Here is a 25,987-nt window from a genome sequence, read left to right as displayed (position 1 = left end):
AGGTGGTTGACAAGGCCCGCGGACCCGTCCACACTGTTCCCGACTAACAGGTTTCCTGATGAATACTTTTGAAAGGCACTCACTGATGCAGCTCAACGGCAAGGTCGCCATCGTCACCGGGAGTGGTCAGGGGCTCGGTCGTTCGTACGCCCTCGCGCTGGCTGAGGCCGGAGCCAGGGTCGTCGTCAACGACGTCGACGAGACGCAGGCCAAGCAGGTCGCCGAGGAGATCGCCGACGCCGGCGGCACCGCTGTCGCCGAGCCCGTCGCGGTCGGCAACAGCCAGGCCGCGCAGCAGCTCGTGTCCCGCGCGGTCGACGAGTTCGGCCGCCTCGACGTCATGGTGACCAATGCCGGCATCCTGCGCGACAAGGTGCTGTGGAACATGAGCGACGAGGATTTCGACGCCGTCATCCACGTGCACCTGCGCGGCACGTTCACGTGCGCCCGCGAGGCCATGAAGCACTTCCGCGAGGCCGGCGAGGGCGGACGCCTCGTCCTCGCCGGATCGCCGGCGGGCCAGCGCGGCAACTTCGGCCAGACGAACTACGCAGCCGCCAAGGCCGGCATCGCCGCCATGGCACGGACCTGGGCCATGGAGTGCGCCAAGGCCGGCGTCACGGTCAACGCGGTCGTGCCCAACGCCGCCACCGTCATGACCGAGACGATCCCGTTCCTCGCCCCGTACGTCGAGGCGATGAAGGCCGGCGAGCCGATCCCCTCGGTCGTACGCCGCGCCGCCTCCTTCGGCCCGCCCGAGGACGTCGCCGGGCTCGTCGTGTTCCTCGCCTCCGAGGCGTCGAGCCACATCACCGGCCAGTGCATCGGCATCGGCGGCGACCGCATCTCCCTGTGGTCGCACCCCACCGAGATCCGCAGCGCCTTCCTCGATGGCGGCTGGAGTGCCGACGCGATCGCGGAGGCGTTCGACTCGTCGGTCGGCGAGTCCCTCGAGACGTACGGCATCCCGCTGCCCAAGATCCCGACGACGCAGCGCGAAGGGGCCTGAGACCGTGACGACGCGCTACACGTGCGCGATCGACGTCGACACCATTGTCGCCGTCGACGTTCACACCCACGCGGAGGTGGACGGCTGCGGGCACTACTCGTTGCCGGACGAGCTGCGTGCGGGCGCTGACGCCTATTTCGGCACCGAAGGCGACGGTCCGCCGACACTCGACCAGCTGGCCGAGTTCTACCGCAGCCGCCTCATGGCCGCCGTGGTGTTCACGGTCGACGCCGAGTCGGCGCTCGGCCACCCCCGGCTCAGCAACACCGAGGTCATCGAGGCGGCCGCGCGCAACGCCGACGTCCTGATCCCCTTCGCCAGCATCGACCCGGCACGGGGCAAGGCAGGCGCCCGCGAGGCGCGCCGGCTGATCGAGGAGGAGGGCGTCCGCGGCTTCAAGTTCCACCCGAGCGTCCAGGCGTTCTGGCCCGACGACCGCGCGGCGTACCCGATCTACGAGGTCATCGCCGAGCACGGCCTGCCCGCGTTGTTCCACAGCGGCCAGACCGGCATCGGCTCGGGTCTGCCCGGCGGCGGCGGGATCCGGCTCAAGTACTCCGACCCGATGCGGCTCGATGACGTCGCGGTCGACTTCCCCGAGCTGCCGATCATCATCGCCCACCCGTCGTTTCCCTGGCAGGACGAGGCGCTCGCCGTGGCGACCCACAAGCCCAACGTCCACATCGACCTGTCCGGGTGGTCGCCGAAGTACTTCCCGCCGCAGCTCGTGAAGTACGCCGGCAGCCTCCTGAAGCACAAGGTCATGTTCGGGTCGGACTTCCCGCTCATCTCGCCGGACCGCTGGCTCAAGGACTTCGCGGATCTGCCGCTCAAGGACGAGGTTCGACCGCTGATTCTGAAGGACAATGCAGTCAGGGTCCTCGGCCTCGGGTCGTCGTCATGACGACAGACGTACGGCCGACCGTGAGGAAGGCGGGCGCCGTGAGCACGACTGTCCACGACCACGGGATCGGCTCGTGGCCCATGCGCCGCGCCCGCATCAGCCCGCACCGCACAGCCCTCGTCGGACCCGACGAGGAGCTCGACTACGCGACGCTGGCCTCCCGCGTCGAGCACCTCGCGACGACCCTGCGCACGCTCGGCATCGGTCGTGGGGACCGCGTGGCCTACCTCGGCCCCAATGCGATCTCGACCTTTGAGTGCCTGTTCGCGTCCGGACGTCGCGGGGCGATCTTCGTCCCGCTCAACACCCGGCTCGCCGGCAGCGAGATCGCCTACATGCTCCGCGACAGCGGTGCGCGCCTGCTGGTCTACGGGCCCGAGTGCGCGGCGACCGTCGCCGAGGCGGACCCGGAGTCGCTCGGCGTGCAACACGTGCTCTCGGTCGACGAGCTGCGCGCGCTCGTACGCTCGACGCCGGCCGAGCCCGAGGACCCGGCCAACCACACGACCCGGATCGAGCTCGAGGACCCGGCGCTGATCCTCTACACGTCCGGCACGACCGGCCGCCCCAAAGGCGCGGTCCTCAGCCACGGCAACATCACCTGGAACACCGTCAACCAGCTCGCCCACGTCGACCTGGCCAGCACGGACGTCACGATCTGCGCCGCACCCCTGTTCCACGTCACGGGGCTCGGCCAGATCACGATGCCGACGTTCTTCAAGGGCGGCACCGTCGTGGTGGTCCCGAAGTTCGACCCCGGCCCGTTCCTCGAGCTGCTCGAGCAGCGCCGGGCCACAGGGTTCGCGGCGGTGCCGACGATGCTGCAGATGATCTGCGACCACCCCGACTGGGAGCGACGGGACGTGTCGTCGCTGCGCTACGTCGTCTACGGCGGCTCGCCGGTCCTCGCCCGCGTCGCCCGGAAATGGCTCGACCGCGGGGTCCAGGTGCAGCAGGGCTACGGCCTGACCGAAGCGGCGCCCGGCATCCTGATGGCGGTGCCCGAGGGCATCGCCGACCATCCCGTCTCGGCCGGCGTGCCGCACTTCTTCACCGACACGACCCTCGAGACCCCGTTGCGCGAGCGCATCGACGGCCCCGGACAGGGCGAGCTCCTGGTCCGCGGACCGCACGTCTTCACCGGCTACTGGGACCGCCCCGGCGACACCGCCGAAGCGATGAGCGCCGACGGCTGGCTGCGTACGGGCGACGTCGTGCGCGTCGACGAGGACGGCTGGGCCCAGGTCGTCGACCGGGTCAAGGACATGATCATCTCCGGCGGCGAGAACATCTATCCCGCCGAGGTCGAAGCCGTGATCGCCGAGCTGCCCGGCATCGACCTGGTCGCCGTCGTGGCCAAGCCCGACGAGCGCTGGGGCGAGGTCGGCCACGCCTTCGTCGTCCTCGCCGACGGCGCCACGCTCGACGAAGCCGCTCTGCGCCAGCACCTCGAGGGCCGACTGGCCCGCTACAAGATCCCGCAGAGCGTCGAGTTCGTCGACGACCTCCCCCGCACCGCCACCGGAAAGATCCTCCGCGCACCCCTGCGCGAACGAGCCCGTACCTCACCACCGAAAGGCCACGCATGACCATCGAGATCGACCGACCCCAGGACCTGCTGACAATGATCGGCGAAGACCTGGGCACGAGCGAGTGGCTCGCCATTCCCCAGTCGGACATCGACCTGTTCGCCATCGCGACCCACGACAACCAGTGGATCCACACCGATGTCGAGCGCGCCAAGACCGGGCCGTTCGGCGGCACGATCGCCCACGGCTACCTCACGCTGTCCCTGCTGATCCCGTTGTGGTCGTCGATGCTGGAGTTCCGGCAGATCGACATGGCCGTCAACTACGGCCTCAACAAGGTGCGTTTCCCCACCCCGGTCCCGGCCGGCTCGAAGGTCCGGCTCAGCGCGACGCTCGCCGGAGCCGAGGACGTCGGGCGCGGCGGGATCCAGGCCACGATCGACGCCACGATGGAGCTCGACGGCTCCCCGAAGCCCGCCTGCATCGCGCAGATGGTGCACCGCTACTACCACTCCTGAACCGCACCGACGAAGGAACGTGACCACGATGACCGCAACCGAGCACCTCGCAGAACCCACCCTCGCGCGTCCCACGATCGCCCCCCGCCAGCTCTTCATCGGCGGACGCTGGGTCGAGGCCGCCGACGGTGGCCGCACCGACATCATCGACCCGGCGACCACGCAGGTGATCACCACGGTCGCCGAGGCGGGCGCCGCTGACATCGACGCCGCCGTGCAGGCTGCGCGTGCCGCCGGCCCTGCGTGGGCAGCCCTGCCGGCTCGCGAACGTGGCCGCATCCTGCACCGGGTGTCGCTGTTGATGCGCGAGCGTGCGGACGAGCTCGTCGCGACCGAGAGCATCGACGTCGGCAAGCCGGTCTCGCTGTGCCGCCCGGTCGACGTCACGACGGCCGCCAACCAGTACGAGTACTACGCCGGCCTGGCACAGGCCATCGAGGGATCGACGCGGTCCACTGACTTCCCGGCGCTGGCGTACACCCGGCGCGAGCCGCTCGGCGTCGTCGCGGCGATCACCCCGTTCAACTTCCCGCTGATCCTCAGCAGCACGAAGCTCGCGCCCGCCCTGGCCGCCGGAAACACGGTCGTGCACAAGCCGGCCGACATCGCACCGCTGAGCGCGCTGCTGATGGGCGAGATCTTCGCCGAGGCCGGAGTGCCCGACGGTGTCGTCAACATCGTGACGGGCCTCGGACCGGTCGCCGGCGATGCGCTCCTGAACCACCCCGGCGTCGACAAGATCGCGTTCACCGGCTCGACCGCGGTCGGACGCCATGCCGCGGCCGTCGCGGGTGAGGCACTCGTGCCGATCACGCTCGAGCTCGGCGGCAACGCCGCGCAGATCATCTTCGAGGACGCCGACCTGGACAAGGCGATCGGCTCGGCCATCAAGGGCTTCGTGTTCAACACCGGTCAGTTCTGCATGGCCGGCCCGCGTCTGCTGGTGCACTCCAGCCTGTACGAGACGGTGCTCGGCATCCTTTCGCAGGCCGTCCCCGGCGTCCCGCTCGGCGATCCGTTCGACCCCGAGACCGTCATCGGCCCGATGGCCGCCGAGCAGCACCGGGCCAAGGCGGAGGGATTCATCGCCCAGGCCCGCGCCGAGGGCGGTCGCATCGTCACCGGCGGCGGACGGCCCGACCTGCCGGGCTACTTCGTCGAGCCGACCGTGATCGCGGACCTGCCCAACACGTCGCGTGTCGTGCAGGACGAGGTCTTCGGGCCCCTGCTCACGGTGCAGCCGTTCGACACCGAGGAGGAGGCCATCGAGATGGCCAACAGCACGGCGTACGGACTGGCGTCCGGGCTCGTGACCGAGAACGTGGCCCGGGCTCACCGGGTCGCCGCCCAGCTCGACGCCGGCATCGTCTGGGTCAATGACTGGGCGATGCTCGACCCGACGATGCCGTTCGGCGGCGTGAAGTCCTCCGGCCACGGCCGCGAGTACGGCCCTGAAGCGCTCGACGCCTACACGCGTACCAAGTCCGTCCTCGTCTCGCTGGCCTGAGCCGGCCCACCCAAGGAGAACGCCATGACCACCACCACAGCAGCAGTCGTCGAGTCAGCGGGCAGCGGCTTCGCCCTCCAGGAGATCGGGCTCGAGGAGCCGCGCGACGACGAGGTCCTGGTCCGCATGACCGCCGCGGGCCTGTGCCACACCGATCTCGGCGTCGCTCACGGCGCCCTGCCGTTCCCGCTGCCCGGCGTTCTGGGCCACGAGGGCGCGGGCGTCGTCGAGCAGGTCGGCGCCGGTGTCACGTCAGTCGTGCCCGGTGACCAGGTGCTGCTGTCGTTCACCTCATGTGCGCACTGCGGCGCCTGCCGCAGCGGCCACCCGGCCTACTGCGACAGCTGGCTGACGGCCAACCTGATCGGCGGCCAGCGCGCCGACGGCAGCTCCCCCATCACGCGCGAGGGCAAGGCGATCGGCGGGCACTTCTTCGGCCAGTCGAGCTTCGCTCGCCACGCGATCGTCGACGAGCGCAGCATCGTCAAGGTCGACGCCGACGCGCCGCTCGACCTGCTGGCTCCACTCGGCTGCGGCGTCATGACCGGTGTCGGCGCGATCTGGAACGTCCTCGAGCCGCGCCCCGGGTCGTCGATCCTCATCACCGGAGCAGGCGCTGTCGGCCTCTCGGCGCTCATGGCCGCGGGTCTCACCCCGGCGACGACGATCATCGTCGCCGACCGCGCTCCCGCCCGCCTCGAGCTCGCGACCGAGCTCGGTGCGACAGCTGTCATCGACACAACGAAGGTCGACCTCAACGAGGCTGTCGCCGACCTGACGGGTGGCCGCGGTGTCGACGGAGTCGTCGAGAGCACCGGCAACGTCGACGTGCTGCGGATGTCTGTCCTCGCGTTGGCCGCTCGCGGCACGGCGGTCATCGTCGGCGCACCGGCGTTCGGCTCCGAAGTGCCGATCGACGTCAACTTCATGATCCCCGGGCGTACCGTCACTGGACTAACCCTCGGCGACGCCGAGACCAGGACGCTGATCCCGACCCTCGTCGAGCTCGTCCAGAGCGGTCGGCTGCCGATCGACCGGCTCATCACGCACTATGCCTTCGACGAGATCACCCAGGCCGCCGAGGACATGGCGTCGGGGGTCACGATCAAGCCGGTCCTGCGCTTCTGAGTGCGGGTCGGCTCAGATCGGGTAGTGCCGCTCGCCGTCCTGGACCGTGATCCAGCGCAGCTCGGTGAACTCGTGGAGCGCCGCGCTGCCGCCGAACCGCCCCCAGCCCGAGGCCTTGACCCCGCCGAACGGCATCGGCGGCTCGTCGTGCACCGTCGAGCCGTTGACGTGGCATATCCCTGACTCGACGCGGCCGGCGAGCTCGAGACCCCGCTCCGGGTCGCTCGTGAAGATCGCCGCAGCCAAGCCGTAGTCGGAATCGTTCGCGATGCGGATCGCGTCGTCGGTGTCTGCCGCGTCCACGAGTGCGACGACGGGCCCGAAGGACTCCTCGCTGTAGAGCCGCATCGCAGGTGTCACGCCGGCGACGACGGCAGGAGTCAGGACGTTGCCGCCCTGGTCCTCCCCACCGGCCAGCAGCCTGGCACCCTTGCTGCGGGCATCCTCGATCAGCTCCAGGACGTGCCGCCGGCTCGCGTCATCGACGACCGGGCCGATCATCGTCGTCTCGTCCCGTGGGTCGCCGGCCACGAGGGCTCGGGCCCGGTCGACGAGCTTGGCCTGGAAGGCCTCCGACGCTGCCGGCTCGACGATGATCCGCTCGGTCGACATGCAGATCTGACCGGAGTTCATAAAGGCACCGAAGCTCGCGGCGGACGCGGCGAGGTCGAGGTCGGCGTCGTCGAGCACGATCATGGGCGCCTTGCCTCCGAGCTCGAGGACCGAGGGCTTGAGGTGCTCGGCGCACTTGGCGGCGATGATCCGGCCGACCTTGGTAGAGCCCGTGAAGTTGACCCGGCGCACGGCAGGGTGCGCGATCAGCTCGTCGACAACGTCCGGTGCCCCGTCGGCACTGTGCACGATGAGGTTGATGGCACCGGCAGGCAGGCCTGCGTCGTGCAGCACGCCGGCGACGGCCGCATGGACTCGTGGGCACTTCTCGGAGGCCTTGAGGACCACGGTGTTGCCGAATGCTAGCGGCGCCGCGACGGCCCTGGTCGCCAGGATGACAGGCGCGTTCCACGGGGCCATCGCCGCCACAACACCTGCCGGGCTCCGGACTGCGGTGGCGTTGAGACCCGGTACGCCCGAGGGAATCGTCTCGCGGGCCTGCTCTGCCGCGTCCGTCATCGCGGACGCCGCGCGGAGCATCCCCGAGGCGAGCTGACAGTTGAACATGCCCCATCCGAAGGTGGCGCCGCATTCCTCCGTCATGGTCCTGGCGATCTGCGGCGCTCTCTCGGTCATGAGGTCCGCAGCGGCCTCGAGCAGGGTGCCTCGTTCCTTCGCAGACATGCCGGACCAGGTGGGAAAGGCCGCAGCGGCCGAGTCGATCGCTGCGCGGGTGTCCGCACGACTGGCCGCGGACCCGATCGTCACGACGTCTCCGGTGAACGGGTTGGCCCGCTCGAACGTCGCGGCATCCTCGGATGGACGCCACTCGCCGGCGATGAGATGCGTCTGCTGGACTGCTTCAGAACTGGACATGATGGAGGCTCCTCGGTCGGTCGCGGGACAGGATGGTGGTCACGTCAGAACCCGATGGGCAGGCCGGCGTAGTTCTCCGCGAGGCCGGCGGCGCCGGCTTCGCTGGAGGTGACCCAGCGCAGCTGGGAGAGCTGCAGCTGGGCGTCGAACGGGTCGTCGCTCGTGTGGAGCATCGTGGTCATCCACCACGAGAAGTGCGTGCAGCGCCAGACCCGCCGCAGCGCGTCGTCGGAGTACGAGTCGGCGAGGGTCGAGTCCTTCTTTCGCAGCAACGAAGCCAAGGCGGGCGCGAGGATGCCGACATCGGCGACGGCGAGGTTGAGGCCCTTGGCGCCGGTCGGGGGCACGATGTGCGCGGCGTCGCCGGCCAGGAAGAGCCGGCCGTGACGCATCGGCGTCTGGACGAAGCTGCGCATCGGCAGGACGCTCTTCTCGGTGATGGGACCGGGGTTGAGCGTCCAGCCGTCCTGTCCGTGCCCCAGCCGAGTCGCCAGGCCCTCCCAGATGCGGTCGTCGGACCAGTCGGCCACGTCCGTCCCGTTGGGGACCTGGAGGTAGAGGCGGCTGACGGACGACGAACGCATCGAGTGCATCGCGAAGCCTTCGGGGTGCCAGGCGTAGATCAGCTCGTCCGTCGAGGGGGCGACGTCCGCGAGGATGCCGAGCCAGGAGTACGGGTAGACGCGTTCCCACGACTTCTTGACCGAGTCCGGGACCGCCCCGCGGCTGGGCCCGAACGAACCATCGCAGCCGACGACGACATCGGCGTCGATTCGTTGTGCCGCGCCATCGACATCGGTGAACGTCACGTACGGGTGCTCGGAGTCGAGGTCGTGCAGCGCGGTGTCGGAGACCTCGTAGTGGATCTCCTGACCAGCGCTGGCTCGCACGGCGACGAGGTCCTTCTGCACCTCGGTCTGGCCGTAGATCCACACACTGCGGCCGGTCAGGTCGACGAAGTCGATGTGATGGCGCTCTTCTGGCCACTGCAGGTAGATGCCGCGGTGCTCGTCGCCTTCGCGTCGCAGCCGTTCCCCGAGGCCGACCGACTCCAGCAGCTCGACCGTGGAGTGCTCCAGCACGCCGGCACGGATCCGAGAGGCGACGTAGTCGGCGGAGCGGGTCTCGATGACCACGGACTCGATGCCGTCCTGGGCGAGCAGGTGGGACAGCAGGAGGCCCGCGGGGCCGGCGCCGATGATGGCGACTTCAGTACGCATGTGGTCAGTCAAAGCCCACGAGTCGCCCGCGCACCATCACCTGCTTTCGCCCAGTGGAATTATTCTCCGATGCTGCGGCCAACGCCCTGCGCCGCGACCTGGAGCGCGGCGACCAGCTTCGCCCGGTCGCGCTTGAGGCTCGGCACGACGATGCCGAGCGCCGCGACGACCTGCCCGTTCGGGGCCCGGATCGGCACCGCCACCGAGCACGCGCCGAGGCTCATCTCCTCGACTGTCGTCGCGTACCCCTCGCGATGCACCCGACGGAGCTGATCGCGCAGGAGCCCGGGCTGCGTGATCGTGTACGGGGTGATGCGGGTGAGGCTGGACAGCACAGCGGTCTGGACGTCCTCCGGGGCGTACGCCAGGAGCACCTTGCCGACGCCCGTCGCGTGCAGCGGCAGCCGTGAGCCGATCTGGCTGACGACCGGCACGGACGCGTGGCCGGAGAGTCGATCCAGGTAGAGCACGTCGAGGTGATCACGCACCGCGAGGTGCACCGTCGCGAGGGTCGCTCCGTAGATGTCGTGCAGGAACGGCGAGGCGACCTGGCGGAGTCCCGACTGGGTCGGCGAGAGCAGTCCGAGGTCCCACAGCCGGCGCCCGATGACGTACTCCCCCGAGCTCCGCCTGACCAGAGCGCCCCACTCGACGAGCTCGGACACCAAGCGGTGAGCGGTGGGCAATGGCAGGGTAGCCCGGCGGGCCATCTCGCTCAGCGTCAGCGCTCGGTGCTCGGCGTCGAAGGCGCCCAGGAGCGCGAGCACGCGCGAGGCCACGCTGACCCCGGCCTGCGCGCTGTTGCCGGCCACGGTGTCCCTTTCGTTCAGTGGAAGCCAAGTCTCGCACCATCCGCCTGCCGCGCCTAGCGTGCTCTGCGTGACCCAGGCACCCGAGCTGTCCACACAGGCAGAGATCAGCGACGAGATCGCTGCGGCCTCCAAGTCGTACGAGGCCCGGGGCCGGCGGGAGGCGCAGCCACTCCTCGACTACCCGCCGTACCGCAGCAGCGTCCTCCGGCACCCGACGAAGGACCTGCACCACGCCGATCCGGAGACGATCGAGCGCTGGGCACCATGCTTCGGACCGCAGGACGTCAGCCCGCTCGAGGCCGACCTGACGATCCAGCACAGCGGCGAGCCGATCGGCGAGCGCATCACCGTCGCCGGGCGGGTCGTCGACGGCGATGGCCGTCCGGTCGCGCACCAGCTCGTGGAGATCTGGCAGGCCAACGCGGGCGGTCGCTACATCCACAAGCGCGATCAGCATCCCGCGCCGCTCGACCCCAACTTCACGGGCGCGGGCCGACTCCTGACCGGCGCCGACGGCTCGTACTCCTTCCAGACCATCAAGCCCGGGCCGTACCCGTGGAAGAACCACCGCAACGCCTGGCGGCCCGCGCACATCCACTTCTCGCTGTTCGGCACGGACTTCACCCAGCGCCTGGTCACGCAGATGTACTTCCCGGGCGATCCCCTCTTCGCCCTCGACCCGATCTATCAGTCGATCACCGACGCGGATGCCCGCGCGCGACTCGTCGCGACGTACGACCACGACCTCACGACTCCCGAGTGGAGCACGGGCTATCGCTGGGACATCGTGCTGACCGGCAGCCACCGCACGTGGATGGAGGACGAGGACGCATGAGCGAGCGCCAGCGAGCGAACCATGAGGCTGTCATGCCGTCACCTCCGTATCGTGGGCTCTTCTTGGAGGTGACGGCATGACCGCCTTGATCCCGACTCCCGGCCAGACCGTCGGCCCGTTCTTCCACTACGGCTTGCCGTACGAGGGTGGCGACGAGCTCGTGCCGGCCGGGCGCCCCGATGCTATTCACCTGCACGGAACCGTCCTCGACGGCGCAGGTGCCCCGATCCCTGACGCGCTCATCGAGATCTGGCAGGCCGACGCCGACGGGCGCATCGTCCAGGAGCCGGGCTCGTTGCACCGGGACGGTTGGACGTTCACCGGCTGGGGCCGCGCCGCCACCGACGCCACCGGGCACTACTCGTTCACGACCCTGCTGCCCGGCGCCACCGAACCGGGAAGCGCGCCGTTCTTCGCCGTCGCGGTGTTCGCCCGCGGGCTCCTCGACCGGCTGTTCACCCGCGCGTATGTGCCGGGGCACCCGTCCCTGGCCGACGACGCGCTCCTCGCAGCCCTGCCTGAAGACCGACGCGACACCCTCGTGGCAACCGTCGACGCTTCGGGGCTCATGTTCGACATCCACCTCCAGGGTGAACAGGAGACGGTCTTCCTCACGTTTACCGGCAACGGCAGACTGACGGCATGACTGATCTGTTCTGGCCCGGCGACGAACGCGCCGGTGAGCTGATGTCCGAGGCCACGCTGCTCGACGCGATGGTGCAGGTGGAGAACGCGTGGCTCGACGCCCTGGTCGTGTCCGGCCTCGCGCCCGCGTTGAGCGAGAGCGACCTCACGGGCCTCGTCACCTCCGACGACGTCGCCGAGCTCGCGCGTGCCGCCGAGGCAACCGGCAATCCGGTGCCGGCGCTCGTGGCGATGCTGCGCGCCCGCACCGGCATCGACAGCGCCACGTGGCTGCATCGGGGCCTGACCAGCCAGGACGTGCTCGACACGGCGCTCATGCTCGCGCTGCGCGCCGTCCTCGACCGGCTCCTGGACGAGCTGCGCTCGCAGGTCATCGCGCTGTCCATCCTGGCCGAGCGGCACGCGTCGACGCCCATGGTCGGCCGTACGCTCACCCAGCACGCCGTCCCCACGACGTTCGGCGCTGTTGCCGCCGGATGGCTCGACGGCATCCTCGACGCGGCCGACCTGGTCGTCGATGCCCGCGCCCTGCTGCCGGTGCAGCTCGGCGGTGCCGTCGGCACCCTTGCGGCATCCAGCGAGCTGGCATCGCTGCGCGGGCTCGACGACGCACCGTTCGTCGCCGCAGAGCTGGTCACGATCACGGCGGAGGCCCTCGGCCTTCGCGAGCTTCGGCCCTGGCACACCTCGCGCGGGCCGGTCACCCGTACGGCCGACGCGCTGGTGTCCTGCACGGACGCGTGGGGGCATGTCGCCACCGATGTCGCGACGCTGTCACGCACCGAGATCGCGGAGCTGGCCGAACCCGCTGCCGAAGGGCGCGGCGGTTCGTCGACGATGCCGCACAAGCACAACCCCATCCTCTCCGTCCTCATCCGACGCACCGCTGTGACGGCACCCGCGCTCGCGTCCACCCTGCACCTGGCTTCGGCAACGGCCGGCGACCAGCGGCCCGACGGGGTTTGGCACGCCGAGTGGTCGACGCTGCACACCCTCGGCCGCCGCACCGTCGTCGCCGCGTCACAGACGACCGAGCTGCTGCAAGGCCTTCACGTCGACGCCGACCGCATGAGCGCGACGCTCGACCACTCCGCCGACGACGTGCTTGCCGAGCGACGCGTCATCGCCGAGCTGCTCGACGAGAAGGCCGACCCTGACCCCACGACGTACCTCGGCATCACCGTCGACCTCGTCGCCGGCGCGGTCGACCGCGCTCGGATCTTCCTCGAGGAGAACGCATGACCGTCCCCCAGATCACCGCCGTACGGCTCGGCGGCTCGCCCGCCCGGCCGCTGCTGGTGCTCGGTCCTTCACTCGGCACCTCTGCGCGTGCGCTCTGGTCGTCGTGCGCCGCCGAACTCTCCAGCAGCTTCGAGGTGCTGGCCTGGGACCTGCCAGGTCACGGCAGCAATGTCGCCGAGGCGAAGCCGTTCACGGTCGCCGAGCTCGCCGCCGGCGTGCTCGCGATGGTCGACGACATGCTCGCCGAACGCGGTGAGCAGGGCACGTCGTTCGCGTATGCCGGCGACTCCGCCGGCGGCGCCGTCGGCCTGCAGCTGATGCTCGACGCACCGGACCGCATCGACGCCGCCGTGCTGCTGTGCACCGGCGCGACGATCGGCCAGCCGGACGCGTGGCACGACCGCGCCGCCACCGTACGGGCATCCGGTACGCCCGTGGTGCTGGAGCAGTCCGCCGCGATCTGGTTCGCCCCTGGATTCCTCGAGCGCGAGCCTGACACCGGCGCGACCCTCCTCCACTCCTTGCAGGACGCAGACCGCGAGGGATACGCCTTGGTGTGCGAGGCGCTCGCGGCCTTCGACGTGCGCCACCAGCTCCACGAGATCACGACCCCTGTGCTCGCGATCGCCGGCGCGCACGACGTACCCACCCCACCGTCGAGCCTCGAGGAGATCGCGGCCGGCGTGAAGCACGGGCGGTTGGTCGTGCTGGACGACGTCGCGCACCTCGCACCCGCCGAACGACCGGACGAGGTCGCCCGCCTGATCCGCGAGCACGTGGCCGGCGAGCCGGACACTGCCCCGTCCCCCACTGTCGCGGAGGTGCAGGAGGCCGGCATGGCCGTGCGCCGCGAGGTGCTCGGCAACGCGCACGTCGACCGCGCGGTCGCCAGCACGACCGACTTCACCGCCGACTTCCAAGACTTCATCACGCAGTACGCCTGGGGATCGGTCTGGACACGTCCCGGTCTCGACCGACGCAGCCGCTCCCTCATCACGCTCACCGCACTCGTCGCGCGAGGGCACCACGAAGAGCTCGCGATGCACCTGCGCGCCGCCCGCACCAACGGCCTGACGAACGACGAGATCAAGGAGCTGCTGCTGCAGACCGCGATCTACTGCGGCGTCCCCGAGGCCAACACCGCGTTCCGCATCGCCCAGGACGTCCTGGCCGAGATCGATCAGGAGCCCCGATGACCAGCGCCCACATCTATGCCGCGAGCCGGACGCCCTTCGGGCGGTTCGGCGGCGCCTTGTCGGGCGTACGCCCGGATGACCTCGCCGCGACCGCGTTGTCGGCCGTCCTGGCGAAGGTGCCGGGCCTGGATCCGGGCGAGATCGCCGATGTGTTCTGGGGCAATGCCAACGGCGCTGGTGAAGACAACCGCAATGTCGGACGTATGGCCGTGCTGCTGGCCGGGCTCCCGACCAGCGTCCCGGCGACGACGGTCAACCGGCTGTGCGGGTCGAGCCTGGACGCGGCGATCATGGCGTCCCGGGCGATCGAAACCGGTGACGCAGACGTGGTCGTCGCCGGTGGCGTCGAGTCGATGACCCGTGCTCCATGGGTGGTGCCCAAGCCCGCGCGCGGGTTCCCGGCCGGGGACACCACCGCCGTTTCCACGACGCTGGGCTGGCGCCTGGTCAACGACCGGATGCCGAAGGAGTGGACGGTCTCGCTCGGCGAGTGCAACGAACAGCTCCAGGAGCGGTTCGGCATCAGCCGCGAGCGGCAGGACGCATTCGCAGCCCGATCGCACGAGCTCGCCGACGCCGCCTGGACCGCTGGCTTCTACGACGACCTGGTCACGCCGGTCGAGGGCGCCGACCTGACGCGAGATGAGTCGATCCGGCCCGGCACGACGGCCGAGAAGCTGGCGGCGCTCAAGCCGGCGTTCCGGCCCGACGGGACCATCACTGCAGGCAATGCGTCGCCGCTCAACGACGGGGCCTCCGCGCTGCTGATCGGCTCGGAGGCGGCGGCCGGAACGATCGGCACTGACCCGATTGCGCGCATCGCCGGTCGCGGCGTGCATGCCCTCGACCCGCAGGACTTCGGCTTCGCGCCGGTCGAGGCGGCCAACCAGGCGCTGTCACGCGCTGGCATCTCCTGGTCCGATGTCGGCGCGGTCGAGCTCAATGAGGCCTTCGCGGTGCAGTCCCTGGCCTGCGTCGACGCCTGGAAGGTCGACCCCGACATCGTCAACGCCAAGGGCGGCGCGATCGCGATCGGCCACCCGCTCGGCGCATCCGGCGCCCGCATCGTCGGCACCCTCGCCAAGCGGCTGGTCGAGTCGGGCGAGCAGTGGGGTGTGGCCGCGATCTGCATCGGCGTCGGCCAGGCCCTCGCCGTCGTGCTCGAGAACGAGTCGACCCGATGACGCTCGTCGCCGAGTCGGCCCTCGAGGCCGTCGACGGCATCAAGGACGGCTCGACCGTGCTGGTCGGCGGGTTCGGGATGGCCGGGATGCCGGTCGCGTTGATCGACGCCTTGATCGAGCAGGGCGCGACCGACCTCGAGGTCGTCAGCAACAACGCCGGCAACGGCGACACCGGCCTCGCCGCCCTGCTCGCCGCGGGCCGCGTCCGCAAGGTCGTCTGCTCGTTCCCCCGGCAGTCCGACTCGTACGTCTTCGACGAGCTCTACCGCGCCGGCAAGATCGAGCTCGAGGTCGTGCCGCAGGGCAACCTCGCAGAGCGGATGCGCGCGGCCGGCGCGGGCATCGGCGCGTTCTTCTGCCCCACCGGCGTCGGCACACCGCTCGCGGAGGGCAAGGAGACTCGCACGATCGACGGCCGCGACTACGTCCTCGAGCTGCCCATCCACGGCGACGTCGCCCTGATCGGCGCGCACGCCGGTGACCCCTTGGGCAACCTCGTCTACCGCAAGACCGCACGCAACTTCGGGCCGGTCATGGCCACCGCCGCCGCCACGACGATCGCCCAGGTGACCCACGTCGTGCCGATCGGCGAGCTCGACCCCGAGGCTGTCGTCACCCCCGGCATCTACGTCGACCGCATCGTCCGCGTCGGACAGGAGACCTCATGACCATCACCGTGACCGTCGAGCGCACGATCGAGCACCTCGACCGTGGACCGCTGACGCGCGACGAGATGGCCCAGACCGTGGCGCGCGACATCCCCGACGGTTCGTTCGTCAACCTCGGCATCGGCCAACCCACCCAGGTCGGCGACCACCTCTCCCCCGCCAGCGGAATCGTCCTGCACACCGAGAACGGCATGCTCGGCATGGGCCCGGCCGCCGTCGGCGAGCAGATCGACACCGACCTGACCAACGCCGGCAAGGTGCCCGTCACCGAGCTGCCCGGCGCCTCGTACTTCCACCACGCCGACTCCTTCGCCATGATGCGTGGCGGCCACCTCGACGTCTGCGTCCTCGGCGCGTTCCAGGTGTCGCAGCATGGCGACCTCGCCAACTGGCACACCGGAGCACCCGACGCCATCCCCGCAGTCGGCGGCGCGATGGACCTCGCGATCGGCGCGAAGGACGTCTTCGTCATGATGACCCTGTTCGGGAAAGACGGTGCGGCGAAGCTGGTGCCCGAGTGCACCTACCCGCTGACCGGCCTGGCCTGCGTCAGCCGGGTCTACACCGAGCTCGCCACGGTCCTCGTCGGCGCAGGCGGCGTCACGGTCATCGAGACCTTCGGCACCACAGTCGACGAGCTCGCCGGCCGGCTTGACCTCGAGCTCAAACGCCTGCCTTGATGATGCCGTTCGGAGCTAGTCTCGGCGCATGGACTTCCAGGACTGGGTGGAGCTCACCGGCAAGACCATGGACGCTGCCGGCACGATCGTCATCGTCGTCGGCGCGGTGGCAGCGACCGTATCCGCCGTTCGCGGTCTGGTCCGTCGCGAGGCCAACGTCTACCGCGACTTCCGGCGATTCCTCGGCCGCTCGATCCTGCTAGGGCTCGAGCTCCTCGTCGCCGCCGACATCATCCGGACCGTCGCGGTGACGCCCACGCTCCGCAGCGTCGGCGTCCTCGGGACCATCGTCCTCATTCGTACGTTCCTCAGCTTCTCGCTCGAGCTGGAGATCACCGGACGTTGGCCCTGGCAGAAGGCCGTCACTCCGGAGGTCGCCACCTAACCCGTACGCCTCGACGAGCGCTTGCCTCCACAGCACTGGGCACATGAGATCCCCCTCAGCGCACGCTGGATTCCCAGGCGAACCCGTCGAGATCCGTGAACGATCCTGCGTCGCCGCCGATCACGAGTCCGTGCGAGCCGCTTCCCTCGGGCGGGACGCCGGCGTCCTTGGCCAGGGCGCGGCGACCGTAGAGGGCGAGCTTGATGTTGGCGGTCTCGAGCTCGACATACTTGCTGCCGAAGCTCTTGCCCACGGTCAGCCCCTTGCCGACGTAGAACGCCTTCGTCGCCTTGACGTCGTCCACGCCGAGCAGGAGCACGACGTCGTCGATGTCCCGCGTCGTCGGCCCGGAGTCCTTCTTCGACGACGACGCGATCTTCCAGATCGACCCGTCGGGAGCCTGCACCACGCCGCCGTAGCCCCAGAAGGACTTGGCGGCCGGCTTCAGCGCCGTGGCGCCCGCGGAGAGGGCCGCGTCGACCAGCGCGTTGACATTGGCGGGCTGGGACACGACGAGTGACATCGTGAAGCCTCGGAAGCCGTCGGACGGGGCGCCCGAGGCACGTACGCGTACCTGGGCGCCCAGCCCGAAGGCGGTGTCGTAGAAGGTGGCGGCGGACGTCGGGTCGGCCGCTTCGAGGGTGATGTTGTTGATKGAGGTCATGGCATTCACGCTAGGTGCGCGCTCGCCAGGTCCGCTTCTTGATTCCTGACCGTCTCAACCCCTCGTCACGACGACTCGGCGAGCACCCATCCTGAGGGAAGTCCTGCAGCCAGGATGCGCGCACCATGTCGTACGACCGCCTCGGCGACCTCCTTGGTCGACGCCGTTCCGCCCAGGTCAGGGGTGCGAATCCCCTCGGCCAGTGTTGCCTCGATGCCTTCAACCAGGACCCGAGCAGCGACCGGCTCACCGAGATGCTCGAGCATCATGGCCGCGGACCAGATCTGACCGACGGGGTTGGCGACACCCTGCCCGGCGATGTCGGGCGCCGACCCGTGCACGGGTTCGAACATCGAGGGGTGCTTGCGCGGAGGGTTGATGTTGGCGCTCGGAGCCACTCCGATCGATCCAGCGGCTGCCGCCGCGAGGTCCGAGAGAATGTCGCCGAACAGGTTGGAAGCGACGATGACGTCGATCGACTGGGGTCGAAGGACCAGGCGCGCTGCGAGGGCGTCGATCAGCACGCTCTCCACGGCCACGCCGGGAGTCGCGTCGACGCAGCCCTGCACAACCTCGTCCCAGAACGGCATGGTGTGCACGATGCCGTTGGACTTCGTGGCCGAGATGAGCCGGCCCTGACGCTGTTGGGCGAGCTCGGCGGCATACGTGGCCACTCGCGCCACCCCGGCTCGGGTGAAGATCGACTCCTGCACGGCCATCTCCTCCGGCAGCCCGCGATACATCCGCCCGCCGACCTCGGAGTACTCCCCCTCGACGTTCTCCCGGACGACGACGAGGTCGAGCCGGTCAACGCCAGCCAGCGGCGAGGTCACTCCCGGCAGGAGCCGGACCGGTCGCAGGTTGACGTACTGCTCGAACTCCCTGCGGATCGGGATCAGCAGTCCCCACAGGGTCACGTCGTCAGGAATGTCGACGTCGCCAACGGCGCCCAGCAGGATGGCGTCGCCCGTGGACATCTGATCGAGGCCGTCGACCGGCATCATCCGTCCGTGCTCACGGAAGTGGTCCGAACCCCACTCGCGGGTCCGCCAGCTCATCGTGAACCCCAGAGCGGGCGCTATCGCGTCGACGCAGGAGACGGCGGCCGCCATGACCTCGGGACCGATCCCGTCGCCGGCGATGACGTCGACGGTGTACGCGGGCGCTGTCATGACCGGACCGGGATCGAGATGTACTTGATCTCGAGGAACTCGTCGATCCCGACGCGTCCGCCTTCGCGGCCGAGGCCGGACTGCTTGACTCCGCCGAACGGCGCCGACGGGCTCGAGACAACGCCGGAGTTGATGCCGACCATGCCCACTTCCAGTCGCTCGGCGACGTCGAGCGCGTTGTCGATGTCCTGGGTCATGACGTATCCCACCAGACCCCACTCGGTGTCGTTCGCCCGGTCGATCACCTCGTCGAGGTCGGTGAACGTCTGGATCGCCGCGACCGGGCCGAAGATCTCGGTCGAGGTCAGCGCGCTGTCGGGGTGGGTGTTGAGCAGCACCGTCGGGTGGACGAAGTAGCCCGGCCGATCCGGGCTGTCGCCTCCCACCAGCACCGATGCGCCTCGGTCGACGGCATCCGCGATCAACGTACGAACCTTCTGCCGGCTCGCCTCATCGATCAGCGGTCCGACATCGACCCCGACCTCCGTGCCGTCGCCGACGACCAGCGCGCCCATACGTGCGGCGAGCCGTGTGGAGAACTCCTCGGCCACAGCTGCGTGGACGAAGAAGCGGTTGGCGGCAGTGCACGCCTCGCCCATGTTGCGCATCTTCGCCTGGAAGGCCGCCTCCACCGCGCGGTCGAGGTCGGCGTCCTCCAGCACGAGGAACGGGGCGTTGCCACCCAGCTCCATCGATGTCCGCAGGACACCGTCGGCGGCTTGCGCCAGCAGGTGCTTGCCGACGGCCGTGGAGCCCGTGAAGGACAGCTTGCGGACGACGCCGCTGTCGAGGATCACCTTGACGACCTCGGCCGACTGGCTGGTGGGCAGCACGCTCAGCACGCCCTCGGGGAGTCCGGCTTCGGTGAGGATCTGCGCGAGCGCCAGCGACGAGAGCGGCGTCTGCGGCGCCGGCTTCAGGATGCTCACGCAACCAGCCGCGATCGCGGGGCCGATCTTGCGCGCGCCCATGGCCAGCGGGAAGTTCCACGGGATGATCAACAAGCAGGGGCCAACGGGCTGCCTGACCTGCAGGTTGCGGGCGGCGCCGTCCGGGCGGTGGCTGTAGCCACCGTCGACGCGTACGGCCTCCTCGGCGAACCAGCGGAAGAACTCTGCAGCGTACGCGACCTCGCCACGGGCCTCGGCCAGCGTCTTGCCCATCTCCAGCGTCATCACGTGCGCGAGGTGCTCGGTGCGCTCGACCATCAGGTCGTACGCGCGGTAGAGGATCTCGGACCGTACGCGCGCGGGAGTGCGTCCCCAGGATCGCTGCGCCTGCCGAGCCGCCTCCACCGCGACCCGGGCGTCGTTCTCGTCAGCATTCGCGACCTCGGCCAGCTCGGTGCCGGTGGCCGGATTGATCACCGGCATCCGCCGTCCGCCGGTGGCCGGCGTCCACTTCCCGGCGAGGAACAGGTCCTGCGGAACCTCGGCCAGTACGGCGGCAGAGTCGAGCGAGCTGGCGGATGGGGCGAGCTGGGTCTGGGTCATGATGTCGTCTTTCTCGGGACGGGAAGGGGCGGCCGACTAGGCCTGTTGGGCGTCCAGCGCCTGGGCGATGGTGGTGGCGATCAGGTCGAGCTCGTCCTCGGTCGTGACGAACGGCGGGCAGATCTGCAGCGTGTTGTCGTGGATGACGCGGATCAGCACGCCGGCGTCCGTGCAGGCCTCGGCAATCAAGTCCCCCACCACGCCGTCGTGCAGGTGGATGCCTGCCATGAAGCCGGCACCGGCGCGGACCTCCTCGACCAGCTCGTGGTCGGCGAGTGGTGCGACGACCTTCTCCAGGACGTTCTCCAGCCGAGCCGCGCGCTCGACCAGCTGCTCCTCCTCGATGACGTCGAGGTTGGCGAGCGCGACCGCGCACGCGGTGGCGTGTCCGGAGTAGGTCAGGCCGTGGCGGAACATCGGCGCGTCCGCTCCTTCGAAGAATCGGTCGGCCACCTGCGGCGCGACCAGGACACCACCGAGCGGGGCGTAGCCGGAGGTGACGCCCTTGGCCATCGTCACCAGGTCCGGGCGGATGCCCCAGCGCTGGGACGCGAACTGCCGACCGGTGCGGCCGAAGCCGGTGATCACCTCGTCGGCGATCAGGAGGATGTCGTGGCGTCGGCAGAGCTCTTCGAGCCCTTCGAGGTATCCCTCGGCGGGACCGATCACACCACCCGTGCCGATGACGGGCTCGGCGATGACCGCCGCGATGTTCTCGGGGCCGACCTCCGTCACCGACCGGCGTACGGCTTCGATGTCGTTGGTGGAGATCCGAGCGGTCTCCGGGACCAGCGACGGCGTGCCGTAGCCATCGCGGTTGTACTGCAGCCCGGCGACGCTCGTCCCGAAGGCGTGCAGGCCGTGGTAGCCACCGTCACGGCTGAGGATGATCTTCTTGTCCCCGCGGCCCTCGAGCTGCCAGTGGCGACGGGCCAGCTTGCACGCGAGGTCGACCGAGTCCGATCCCCCGCTGGTCAGCATGACCTTGGCGCCCGGGATGGGACCCATCTCGGCCAGGCGATCGGCCAGCACGAGGGCGGGTTCGTTCGAGAAGCGTCCGAACGTGTGATAGGTCTCTAGCTTCACCATCTGGTCGTACGCAGCGCGCGCGAGACGCTCGCGGCCGTGGCCGATGTTGGCGTGCCACAGGCTCGCCGTGGCATCCAGCAGCCGCTGACCGGTCGATGTCTCCAGCCACGCGCCCTGTCCCCCGGCGATCACGAGGCGCTTGGCGCGAGCGGTCGGCATGTGCGCCTGCGGATTCCACAGCGATGCGCCTGTTTCAGCGTGAGAGGTGGTCGTCATGTGTTCAACTGTAGAACAGTTGAACTGTAGCGCGCAAGAGGTCGAGAAGGGCTATTGTTCGGGGTATGTCAGCACTCGACGGTCTCGTCGTCACCCGGTCGACCGCCGCGCAGCAGGTCGCCGCCGGACTTGCCTCCCGGATCGTCGCCGGCGCCTTCGCCCCCGGCGCCCGGTTGCGCGAGAGCGCCATCGCCACCGAGCTGGGGGTGGCCCGCAACACGGTTCGCGAGGCCGTCCGCATCCTCGAGCTGAGCGGCCTGGTGCGGCACGAGGTCAACCGCGGCGCCGTCGTCATCTCCCCGACCCCCGAGAAGGTGGAGGAGCTCTACGCTGCTCGCGAGCGACTGGAAACTGCCGCAGTGTCCCGCCCTGCGGGGAAGACAGAGCTGGCTGCGTTGCGCAAGGCTTACGACGACCTGGTCGAAGCCGCCGCCACGCACGACGTGCTCCGCATCGTCGACGTGGACCTCGCGTTCCACGCCACGATCGTCTCGATGCTGCACAGCAGCCGGATCGACGACTTCTGCGCCGACCTGCTGGTCGAGCTCCGCTTCTACCTCACGGTGCTGTCGCTCGAGGACCGCGAGTTCGAGAACCCGGAGGACATCCTCACCGAGCACCGCGAGATCCTCGAGGCCATCGAGTCCGGCGACCCCACCTCAGCCGCACATCACGTGCGGACCCACATCGAACGTAACCAGAAGCGCATCCTCGAGATCCTGCACGGCCGCGACTGACCGCTTCGCTGGCCGTGCAGGGAGGGATGAACTACAGGCCGAGGTGCTTGTTGACCTCGTCCAGAGACTGCATCGCGACGTAGTCGTAGCCGTCGGTGACGGGGTCATAGCCACGATCCAGCAGCACCAGGTTCCGGAATCCCATGTCGTGCATCGGCATGGGGTCGTACCGCGTGTGCGACGAGATGTGCAGGAAGTCCTCCGGCGTGGCGTTCAGGGTGTCCAGCATGTACTCGAAGGCCTGGTAGCGCGGCTTGTAGGCCTGGGCCTGCTCGGCGGTCAGCACGGCGTGCCAATCCGCACCGAGCCGGGGAATGCTGATGTCCAGGAAGCTGTCGTCCGCGTTGGACAGAGCGACCAGCTTGTAGTTCTCACCCATGAGCTTCAGCGGAGCCGGCACGTCATCGTGGGCACCCCAGCTGCGTACGGCTTCAGCGAACTCTGCGCCGGCACCAGGGGTCGGCCCGATGCCGAACCGCTTGCACACCCGGTCGAAGGAGTCCTGGAGGATCTGCTCATACGGCTTGTAGTCGCCGCAGACCTCGTCGTAGCGGTAGCCGCGGAACACCTTCTTGAACGTCGGCCACTGCTCTTCGGGCAGGCGGCCTGCGAGCAGCCGGAGGGTCGTGGGATCGGTGTCCCAGCTGATCAGCGTGCCGTAGACATCGAAGGAGATGTACTTCGGCCGGAAGTTTGTGGTGGTCATGATTCGTCCGTTCCTGGTCGTCTTGCATCACGGTTGACACAAGGTGAATGTGAATAAGTGCTGCTTCTAGCTCAGAGCCAATGAGGTGAGTCGCGCGTCGGGTCCGAGGAACCTGGCAGGGTTCATGAAGCCGACATCGGTGGCCGTGGTGCCGTCCGCCACGAGGTCGGCGGCAACGGCTCCCAGCGCCGAGGCCATCTTGAAGCCGTGGCCGGAGAACCCGACCGCCACGACGACGCCGTCCATTCCGGGCACCGTCCCCAAGGCTCCGGTGTCGTCGGGGAGATATCCGTCCGCGCACGTGGCAACCCGCACCGGGTCCGGTATCAGTGCCGGGATGAATTCCCGGACCCACGCCCGGATCGGGTCCAGGTGCCGAGGGTCCCAGGTAGGAGGCTGCTCCATCGACTCGACTTCGTCCAGGAAGACGCTCGCCACGGCCTTCACCGTCCAACCGTCAGCGCTCGGGAACCCGTAGAACTGGACGTCGTCCGACCGTCCGTCCTCCTCCGCACGCCTGAGGAAGACCGGCAGGTCTGCCCTGCTGAATGCTGATGGGTCCGCGATGGGGAACCAGGTCAGCACCTGCGGCCGAACCGCAAGGTGAACACCGAGCTCCTTGCACACTGCTCCCGCACCGTTGCCCTGCGAGATGATCACCCGGGAGGCGATGATCTCTTCCTGATCGGTCCGGACGATGTAGCGGTCACCGTACGTCTCGACGCTGTGCGCCTTCCGGTTTCCCAGGAACGTGGCGCCCAGCCGGGTGGCCTCCATCAGGGCTGCCGTCACGGCCTTCTCCGAGCTCAGGTAGCCGCCCTCAGGGTCGAAGATCGTCACATCGGTGTCCCTGATCAGGTGCTCGGGATACCTGCTCCTGGCCTCATCACCCCGCAGAAGCTCGCTGTCGAGGCCGTTCTCTTGCGCAGCCGCCAGGAGGGATGCCAACCGCGGATTGAGCTCGTCATAGATCGTGACCGCGCCCGTCGTGTTGAGCAGCCGGGTCCCGCTGGCCTTCTCCAGATCACGCCACAGATCCTGTGACCTCTGCAGGATGGGCGTGTAGTGCCCACCTTCGACGTACACCTTGCGGAAGATGCGGGACTCGCCGGCGTAGGCGGAGAAGGGGCCGGGGATCGAGAACCTGTCGACTCCGATGACCCGCAGACCGCGTTCGGCCAGCTGCCAGCTGGCCATGCTTCCCACTGAGCCGGCCCCGACGACCACAACGTCCGCTTCGAGGCGGCCATCGTTCATACGAGCACCTTCTCGAGGAACTGCTGAGTGCGCGGCTCCTGCGGGTTGCCCAGGACGGCGGCGGGCGGGCCTTGTTCGACGATCAGGCCGCCGTCCATGAAGATGACCTTGTCGGCAACTTCCCTGGCGAAGCCCATCTCGTGGGTGGCCACGAGCATCGTGATGCTCTGCTCGGCCAGGCCCTTCATGACAGCCAGAACCTCACCGACCCGTTCGGGGTCAAGGGCGCTGGTGGGCTCGTCGAAGAGCATCACCTTGGGGTCCATCGCCAAGGCCCGGGCGATCGCGACGCGCTGCTTCTGACCACCGGACAGCTGCCACGGGTAGTGGTCGCCATGCCCTTCGAGGCCAACGCTCGACAACAACGTGTCAGCACGCTCGGCAGCAGGCTTCTTCGGCGCGCCCTTGACCAGCACCGGCCCGGACATCACGTTCTCCCGGGCCGTCATGTTCGGGAACAGGTTGAACTGCTGGAACACCATCCCGATGCGGGTGCGCTGTGCCGCGACCTCAGCACGGCCCAGGGCCCGATACGCGTTCTCGGTCTCGATGAATCCCAGGTCCTGACCATTGACACGCAGGACTCCGCGGTCGGCTTCCTCGAGCCCATCGACACAGCGCAGAAGCGTCGATTTGCCCGACCCTGAGGGACCGATGATGCACACGATCTCACCGCACGCGACGTCGAGGTCGATGCTGTCGAGCACCACCCGGTCGCCGTATGTCTTGCGCAGCCCGCGAGCGAACACGGTTCCGTCAGCGTTGACCATTGCTTCGCCGTTCATCGTGCCTCCCCTCCTACCAGGACGTCATCGAGGATGACGGGTTGGTTGCTGACCCGTGACCTGACCAGCGAGTACCGCTTCTCGATCAGTGACTGGGGGTAGCTCAACGCCAGGGTCATGATCAGGTACCAGAGGCACGCCACGATCAGCAGTGGGATGGTCTGGTACGTACGGGCGTAGATCAGCTGGGTGCTCTGCAGCAGCTCGGCCACACCCAGCACGCTGACCAGTGAGGTCTCCTTGAACATCCCGATCACCTGGTTGCCGGTCGCCGGAATGATCGTCGGCATCGCCTGCGGGATGATGATCCGCCGCAGCTTGGTCGCGCTGCTCATCCCCAGCGAGTCCGCCGCCTCGATCTGCCCCCGGTCGACCGAGGCGAACCCCCCACGGATGATCTCGGCCAGGTAGGCCGCCACGTTCAACGACAGCCCGATGATCGCCGCCGTCGTCGCGCTAAGCAGCTTGTTGACGTCCACCCCCTGGGAGATGTCGGTGAACGGGATCCCGATCGCGATGTTCGGGTACAGCGCCGCGATGTTGAACCAGAAGATCAGCTGCACCAGCACCGGCGTACCACGAAAGAACGTGATGTACGCCGACGCCAGCAACCGCACCGGCCTGATCGCAGACGCCCGCATCACCGCGACACCCATCGCCAAGATCGTGCCGAAGAACATCACCACGACCGTCAAGACGATCGTCAGCCGCAGACCCCGTAGCACCGTCGGGGCCGTGAAGTACTTGCCCACCACGTCCCACTGAAAGTTCTCGTTCGTGATCAGGGTGTGGGCCACACCCGCAGCGACCAGCACACACGCTGTCCATGCGGCGTACTCCAGCCACCCCCGCCTGTGCAGCCTCGGCTTCTCGGTCGCATCCATGCGGGTCACCTCCTTCTCAGATAGGACGGTGGTC

26 protein-coding genes are annotated in these 25,987 nt (G+C 69.0%); 15 read left to right on the top strand and 11 right to left on the bottom strand.

Features of this window, described 5'->3' with window-relative positions; all coding sequences use genetic code 11:
* The first annotated feature begins 58 nt into the window (after window positions 1-58).
* The 6 genes from AC1DVU_RS06995 to AC1DVU_RS06970 are packed head-to-tail and all read left to right on the top strand — an operon-like array spanning window position 59 to window position 6,595.
* Window positions 59-1,009, top strand: coding sequence for an SDR family NAD(P)-dependent oxidoreductase (locus tag AC1DVU_RS06995; protein ID WP_476921713.1), 951 nt, complete (start codon window positions 59-61; stop codon window positions 1,007-1,009).
* Between the two features lie 4 nt (window positions 1,010-1,013).
* On the top strand, window positions 1,014-1,913 hold the full coding sequence (locus AC1DVU_RS06990; RefSeq protein ID WP_476921712.1) for an amidohydrolase family protein: 900 nt from the start codon (window positions 1,014-1,016) through the stop codon (window positions 1,911-1,913).
* A 38-nt stretch (window positions 1,914-1,951) separates the two neighbouring features.
* The gene (locus tag AC1DVU_RS06985) at window positions 1,952-3,502 is read left to right on the top strand and encodes an acyl-CoA synthetase (RefSeq protein ID WP_476921711.1); all 1,551 of its coding nucleotides are present in this window, start codon (window positions 1,952-1,954) and stop codon (window positions 3,500-3,502) included.
* A complete protein-coding gene (locus AC1DVU_RS06980; RefSeq protein WP_476921710.1) occupies window positions 3,499-3,960 on the top strand; it encodes a MaoC family dehydratase in 462 nt (153 codons plus the stop codon). Before AC1DVU_RS06985 ends, AC1DVU_RS06980 begins: the two co-directional genes overlap by 4 nt.
* 28 nt (window positions 3,961-3,988) lie before the next feature.
* On the top strand, window positions 3,989-5,467 hold the full coding sequence (locus AC1DVU_RS06975) for an aldehyde dehydrogenase family protein (protein ID WP_476921709.1): 1,479 nt from the start codon (window positions 3,989-3,991) through the stop codon (window positions 5,465-5,467).
* 24 nt (window positions 5,468-5,491) lie between these two features.
* Window positions 5,492-6,595 carry an NAD(P)-dependent alcohol dehydrogenase gene (locus AC1DVU_RS06970; RefSeq protein ID WP_476921708.1) on the top strand — a complete coding sequence of 368 codons (1,104 nt, stop codon included), beginning with the start codon at window positions 5,492-5,494 and terminating at the stop codon, window positions 6,593-6,595.
* A gap of 12 nt (window positions 6,596-6,607) precedes the next feature.
* Here the strand turns inward: AC1DVU_RS06970 and AC1DVU_RS06965 are convergent, their stop codons facing one another.
* From AC1DVU_RS06965 to AC1DVU_RS06955, 3 genes are read right to left on the bottom strand one after another with little or no spacing between them, the layout of a single operon-like run.
* Complete coding sequence (locus AC1DVU_RS06965) at window positions 6,608-8,083, bottom strand: aldehyde dehydrogenase family protein (RefSeq protein WP_476921707.1); 1,476 nt, start codon at window positions 8,081-8,083, stop codon at window positions 6,608-6,610.
* 44 nt (window positions 8,084-8,127) lie between these two features.
* Window positions 8,128-9,303 carry a 4-hydroxybenzoate 3-monooxygenase gene (locus tag AC1DVU_RS06960; RefSeq protein ID WP_476921706.1) on the bottom strand — a complete coding sequence of 392 codons (1,176 nt, stop codon included), beginning with the start codon at window positions 9,301-9,303 and terminating at the stop codon, window positions 8,128-8,130.
* A 59-nt stretch (window positions 9,304-9,362) separates the two neighbouring features.
* On the bottom strand, window positions 9,363-10,115 hold the full coding sequence (locus AC1DVU_RS06955; protein WP_476921705.1) for an IclR family transcriptional regulator: 753 nt from the start codon (window positions 10,113-10,115) through the stop codon (window positions 9,363-9,365).
* A 67-nt stretch (window positions 10,116-10,182) separates the two neighbouring features.
* On the opposite strand from AC1DVU_RS06955, the gene pcaH reads away from it, so the two are divergent.
* From pcaH to AC1DVU_RS06915, 8 genes are all read left to right on the top strand, one after another.
* Entirely contained in the window at window positions 10,183-10,950 is a 768-nt protein-coding gene (gene pcaH, locus AC1DVU_RS06950) for a protocatechuate 3,4-dioxygenase subunit beta (protein WP_476921704.1), read from the top strand.
* Between the two features lie 76 nt (window positions 10,951-11,026).
* The gene (gene pcaG / locus AC1DVU_RS06945; protein WP_476921703.1) at window positions 11,027-11,596 is read left to right on the top strand and encodes a protocatechuate 3,4-dioxygenase subunit alpha; all 570 of its coding nucleotides are present in this window, start codon (window positions 11,027-11,029) and stop codon (window positions 11,594-11,596) included.
* Entirely contained in the window at window positions 11,593-12,837 is a 1,245-nt protein-coding gene (locus AC1DVU_RS06940; RefSeq protein ID WP_476921702.1) for a lyase family protein, read from the top strand. Before pcaG ends, AC1DVU_RS06940 begins: the two co-directional genes overlap by 4 nt.
* A complete protein-coding gene (pcaDC, locus tag AC1DVU_RS06935; RefSeq protein ID WP_476921701.1) occupies window positions 12,834-14,033 on the top strand; it encodes a bifunctional 3-oxoadipate enol-lactonase/4-carboxymuconolactone decarboxylase PcaDC in 1,200 nt (399 codons plus the stop codon). Before AC1DVU_RS06940 ends, pcaDC begins: the two co-directional genes overlap by 4 nt.
* Window positions 14,030-15,217, top strand: a complete 1,188-nt coding sequence (locus AC1DVU_RS06930) for a thiolase family protein (protein ID WP_476921700.1) — start codon at window positions 14,030-14,032, stop codon at window positions 15,215-15,217. The genes pcaDC and AC1DVU_RS06930 overlap by 4 nt, the downstream gene beginning before the upstream one ends.
* The gene (locus tag AC1DVU_RS06925) at window positions 15,214-15,885 is read left to right on the top strand and encodes a 3-oxoacid CoA-transferase subunit A (protein WP_476921699.1); all 672 of its coding nucleotides are present in this window, start codon (window positions 15,214-15,216) and stop codon (window positions 15,883-15,885) included. The genes AC1DVU_RS06930 and AC1DVU_RS06925 overlap by 4 nt, the downstream gene beginning before the upstream one ends.
* Window positions 15,882-16,565, top strand: coding sequence for a 3-oxoacid CoA-transferase subunit B (locus AC1DVU_RS06920; RefSeq protein WP_476921698.1), 684 nt, complete (start codon window positions 15,882-15,884; stop codon window positions 16,563-16,565). Before AC1DVU_RS06925 ends, AC1DVU_RS06920 begins: the two co-directional genes overlap by 4 nt.
* Before the next feature lie 28 nt (window positions 16,566-16,593).
* The gene (locus tag AC1DVU_RS06915) at window positions 16,594-16,950 is read left to right on the top strand and encodes a DUF1622 domain-containing protein (RefSeq protein WP_476921697.1); all 357 of its coding nucleotides are present in this window, start codon (window positions 16,594-16,596) and stop codon (window positions 16,948-16,950) included.
* Between the two features lie 55 nt (window positions 16,951-17,005).
* Here AC1DVU_RS06915 and AC1DVU_RS06910 read toward each other — a convergent pair whose 3' ends face one another.
* The 4 genes from AC1DVU_RS06910 to AC1DVU_RS06895 all read right to left on the bottom strand — a co-directional run bounded on the left by AC1DVU_RS06910 (window position 17,006) and on the right by AC1DVU_RS06895 (window position 21,584).
* A complete protein-coding gene (locus AC1DVU_RS06910) occupies window positions 17,006-17,614 on the bottom strand; it encodes a glyoxalase (RefSeq protein ID WP_476921696.1) in 609 nt (202 codons plus the stop codon).
* Between the two features lie 65 nt (window positions 17,615-17,679).
* Window positions 17,680-18,786: a tartrate dehydrogenase gene (locus tag AC1DVU_RS06905; RefSeq protein ID WP_476921695.1), complete on the bottom strand. Its 1,107-nt coding sequence runs from the start codon at window positions 18,784-18,786 to the stop codon at window positions 17,680-17,682.
* Window positions 18,783-20,279 carry an NAD-dependent succinate-semialdehyde dehydrogenase gene (locus AC1DVU_RS06900; protein WP_476921694.1) on the bottom strand — a complete coding sequence of 499 codons (1,497 nt, stop codon included), beginning with the start codon at window positions 20,277-20,279 and terminating at the stop codon, window positions 18,783-18,785. Before AC1DVU_RS06900 ends, AC1DVU_RS06905 begins: the two co-directional genes overlap by 4 nt.
* Window positions 20,280-20,315: 36 nt before the next feature.
* Window positions 20,316-21,584 carry an aminotransferase family protein gene (locus AC1DVU_RS06895; RefSeq protein WP_476921693.1) on the bottom strand — a complete coding sequence of 423 codons (1,269 nt, stop codon included), beginning with the start codon at window positions 21,582-21,584 and terminating at the stop codon, window positions 20,316-20,318.
* A gap of 65 nt (window positions 21,585-21,649) precedes the next feature.
* Between AC1DVU_RS06895 and AC1DVU_RS06890 the strand changes: the two genes are divergently transcribed.
* The gene (locus tag AC1DVU_RS06890) at window positions 21,650-22,321 is read left to right on the top strand and encodes a GntR family transcriptional regulator (protein WP_476921692.1); all 672 of its coding nucleotides are present in this window, start codon (window positions 21,650-21,652) and stop codon (window positions 22,319-22,321) included.
* Window positions 22,322-22,352: 31 nt separating this feature from the next.
* On the opposite strand, the gene AC1DVU_RS06885 is transcribed toward AC1DVU_RS06890, so the two are convergent.
* From AC1DVU_RS06885 to AC1DVU_RS06870, 4 genes are all read right to left on the bottom strand, one after another.
* Window positions 22,353-23,027: a haloacid dehalogenase type II gene (locus tag AC1DVU_RS06885; protein ID WP_476921691.1), complete on the bottom strand. Its 675-nt coding sequence runs from the start codon at window positions 23,025-23,027 to the stop codon at window positions 22,353-22,355.
* A 66-nt stretch (window positions 23,028-23,093) separates the two neighbouring features.
* On the bottom strand, window positions 23,094-24,284 hold the full coding sequence (solA, locus tag AC1DVU_RS06880) for an N-methyl-L-tryptophan oxidase (RefSeq protein ID WP_476921690.1): 1,191 nt from the start codon (window positions 24,282-24,284) through the stop codon (window positions 23,094-23,096).
* A complete protein-coding gene (locus tag AC1DVU_RS06875) occupies window positions 24,281-25,069 on the bottom strand; it encodes an amino acid ABC transporter ATP-binding protein (protein WP_476921689.1) in 789 nt (262 codons plus the stop codon). The genes solA and AC1DVU_RS06875 overlap by 4 nt, the downstream gene beginning before the upstream one ends.
* Complete coding sequence (locus AC1DVU_RS06870; RefSeq protein ID WP_476921688.1) at window positions 25,066-25,953, bottom strand: amino acid ABC transporter permease; 888 nt, start codon at window positions 25,951-25,953, stop codon at window positions 25,066-25,068. The genes AC1DVU_RS06875 and AC1DVU_RS06870 overlap by 4 nt, the downstream gene beginning before the upstream one ends.
* Window positions 25,954-25,987 lie beyond the last annotated feature (34 nt).

This window comes from Aeromicrobium sp. P2_G6 (assembly GCF_056403535.1).
Note: the sequence above shows the minus strand (reverse complement) of the source record. Positions and strands in the feature narration are given on the sequence as shown.

Coding starts and splice junctions, on each gene's coding strand:
- AC1DVU_RS06995 (WP_476921713.1), top strand. CDS start 59: ATGAATACTTTTGAAAGGCACTCACTGATGCAGCTCAACGGCAAGGTC.
- AC1DVU_RS06980 (WP_476921710.1), top strand. CDS start 3,499: ATGACCATCGAGATCGACCGACCCCAGGACCTGCTGACAATGATCGGC.
- AC1DVU_RS06975 (WP_476921709.1), top strand. CDS start 3,989: ATGACCGCAACCGAGCACCTCGCAGAACCCACCCTCGCGCGTCCCACG.
- AC1DVU_RS06970 (WP_476921708.1), top strand. CDS start 5,492: ATGACCACCACCACAGCAGCAGTCGTCGAGTCAGCGGGCAGCGGCTTC.
- AC1DVU_RS06965 (WP_476921707.1), bottom strand. CDS start 8,083: ATGTCCAGTTCTGAAGCAGTCCAGCAGACGCATCTCATCGCCGGCGAG.
- AC1DVU_RS06960 (WP_476921706.1), bottom strand. CDS start 9,303: ATGCGTACTGAAGTCGCCATCATCGGCGCCGGCCCCGCGGGCCTCCTG.
- pcaG (WP_476921703.1), top strand. CDS start 11,027: ATGACCGCCTTGATCCCGACTCCCGGCCAGACCGTCGGCCCGTTCTTC.
- AC1DVU_RS06940 (WP_476921702.1), top strand. CDS start 11,593: ATGACTGATCTGTTCTGGCCCGGCGACGAACGCGCCGGTGAGCTGATG.
- pcaDC (WP_476921701.1), top strand. CDS start 12,834: ATGACCGTCCCCCAGATCACCGCCGTACGGCTCGGCGGCTCGCCCGCC.
- AC1DVU_RS06930 (WP_476921700.1), top strand. CDS start 14,030: ATGACCAGCGCCCACATCTATGCCGCGAGCCGGACGCCCTTCGGGCGG.
- AC1DVU_RS06925 (WP_476921699.1), top strand. CDS start 15,214: ATGACGCTCGTCGCCGAGTCGGCCCTCGAGGCCGTCGACGGCATCAAG.
- AC1DVU_RS06920 (WP_476921698.1), top strand. CDS start 15,882: ATGACCATCACCGTGACCGTCGAGCGCACGATCGAGCACCTCGACCGT.
- AC1DVU_RS06915 (WP_476921697.1), top strand. CDS start 16,594: ATGGACTTCCAGGACTGGGTGGAGCTCACCGGCAAGACCATGGACGCT.
- AC1DVU_RS06905 (WP_476921695.1), bottom strand. CDS start 18,786: ATGACAGCGCCCGCGTACACCGTCGACGTCATCGCCGGCGACGGGATC.
- AC1DVU_RS06900 (WP_476921694.1), bottom strand. CDS start 20,279: ATGACCCAGACCCAGCTCGCCCCATCCGCCAGCTCGCTCGACTCTGCC.
- AC1DVU_RS06895 (WP_476921693.1), bottom strand. CDS start 21,584: ATGACGACCACCTCTCACGCTGAAACAGGCGCATCGCTGTGGAATCCG.
- AC1DVU_RS06890 (WP_476921692.1), top strand. CDS start 21,650: ATGTCAGCACTCGACGGTCTCGTCGTCACCCGGTCGACCGCCGCGCAG.
- AC1DVU_RS06885 (WP_476921691.1), bottom strand. CDS start 23,027: ATGACCACCACAAACTTCCGGCCGAAGTACATCTCCTTCGATGTCTAC.
- solA (WP_476921690.1), bottom strand. CDS start 24,284: ATGAACGATGGCCGCCTCGAAGCGGACGTTGTGGTCGTCGGGGCCGGC.
- AC1DVU_RS06875 (WP_476921689.1), bottom strand. CDS start 25,069: ATGAACGGCGAAGCAATGGTCAACGCTGACGGAACCGTGTTCGCTCGC.
- AC1DVU_RS06870 (WP_476921688.1), bottom strand. CDS start 25,953: ATGGATGCGACCGAGAAGCCGAGGCTGCACAGGCGGGGGTGGCTGGAG.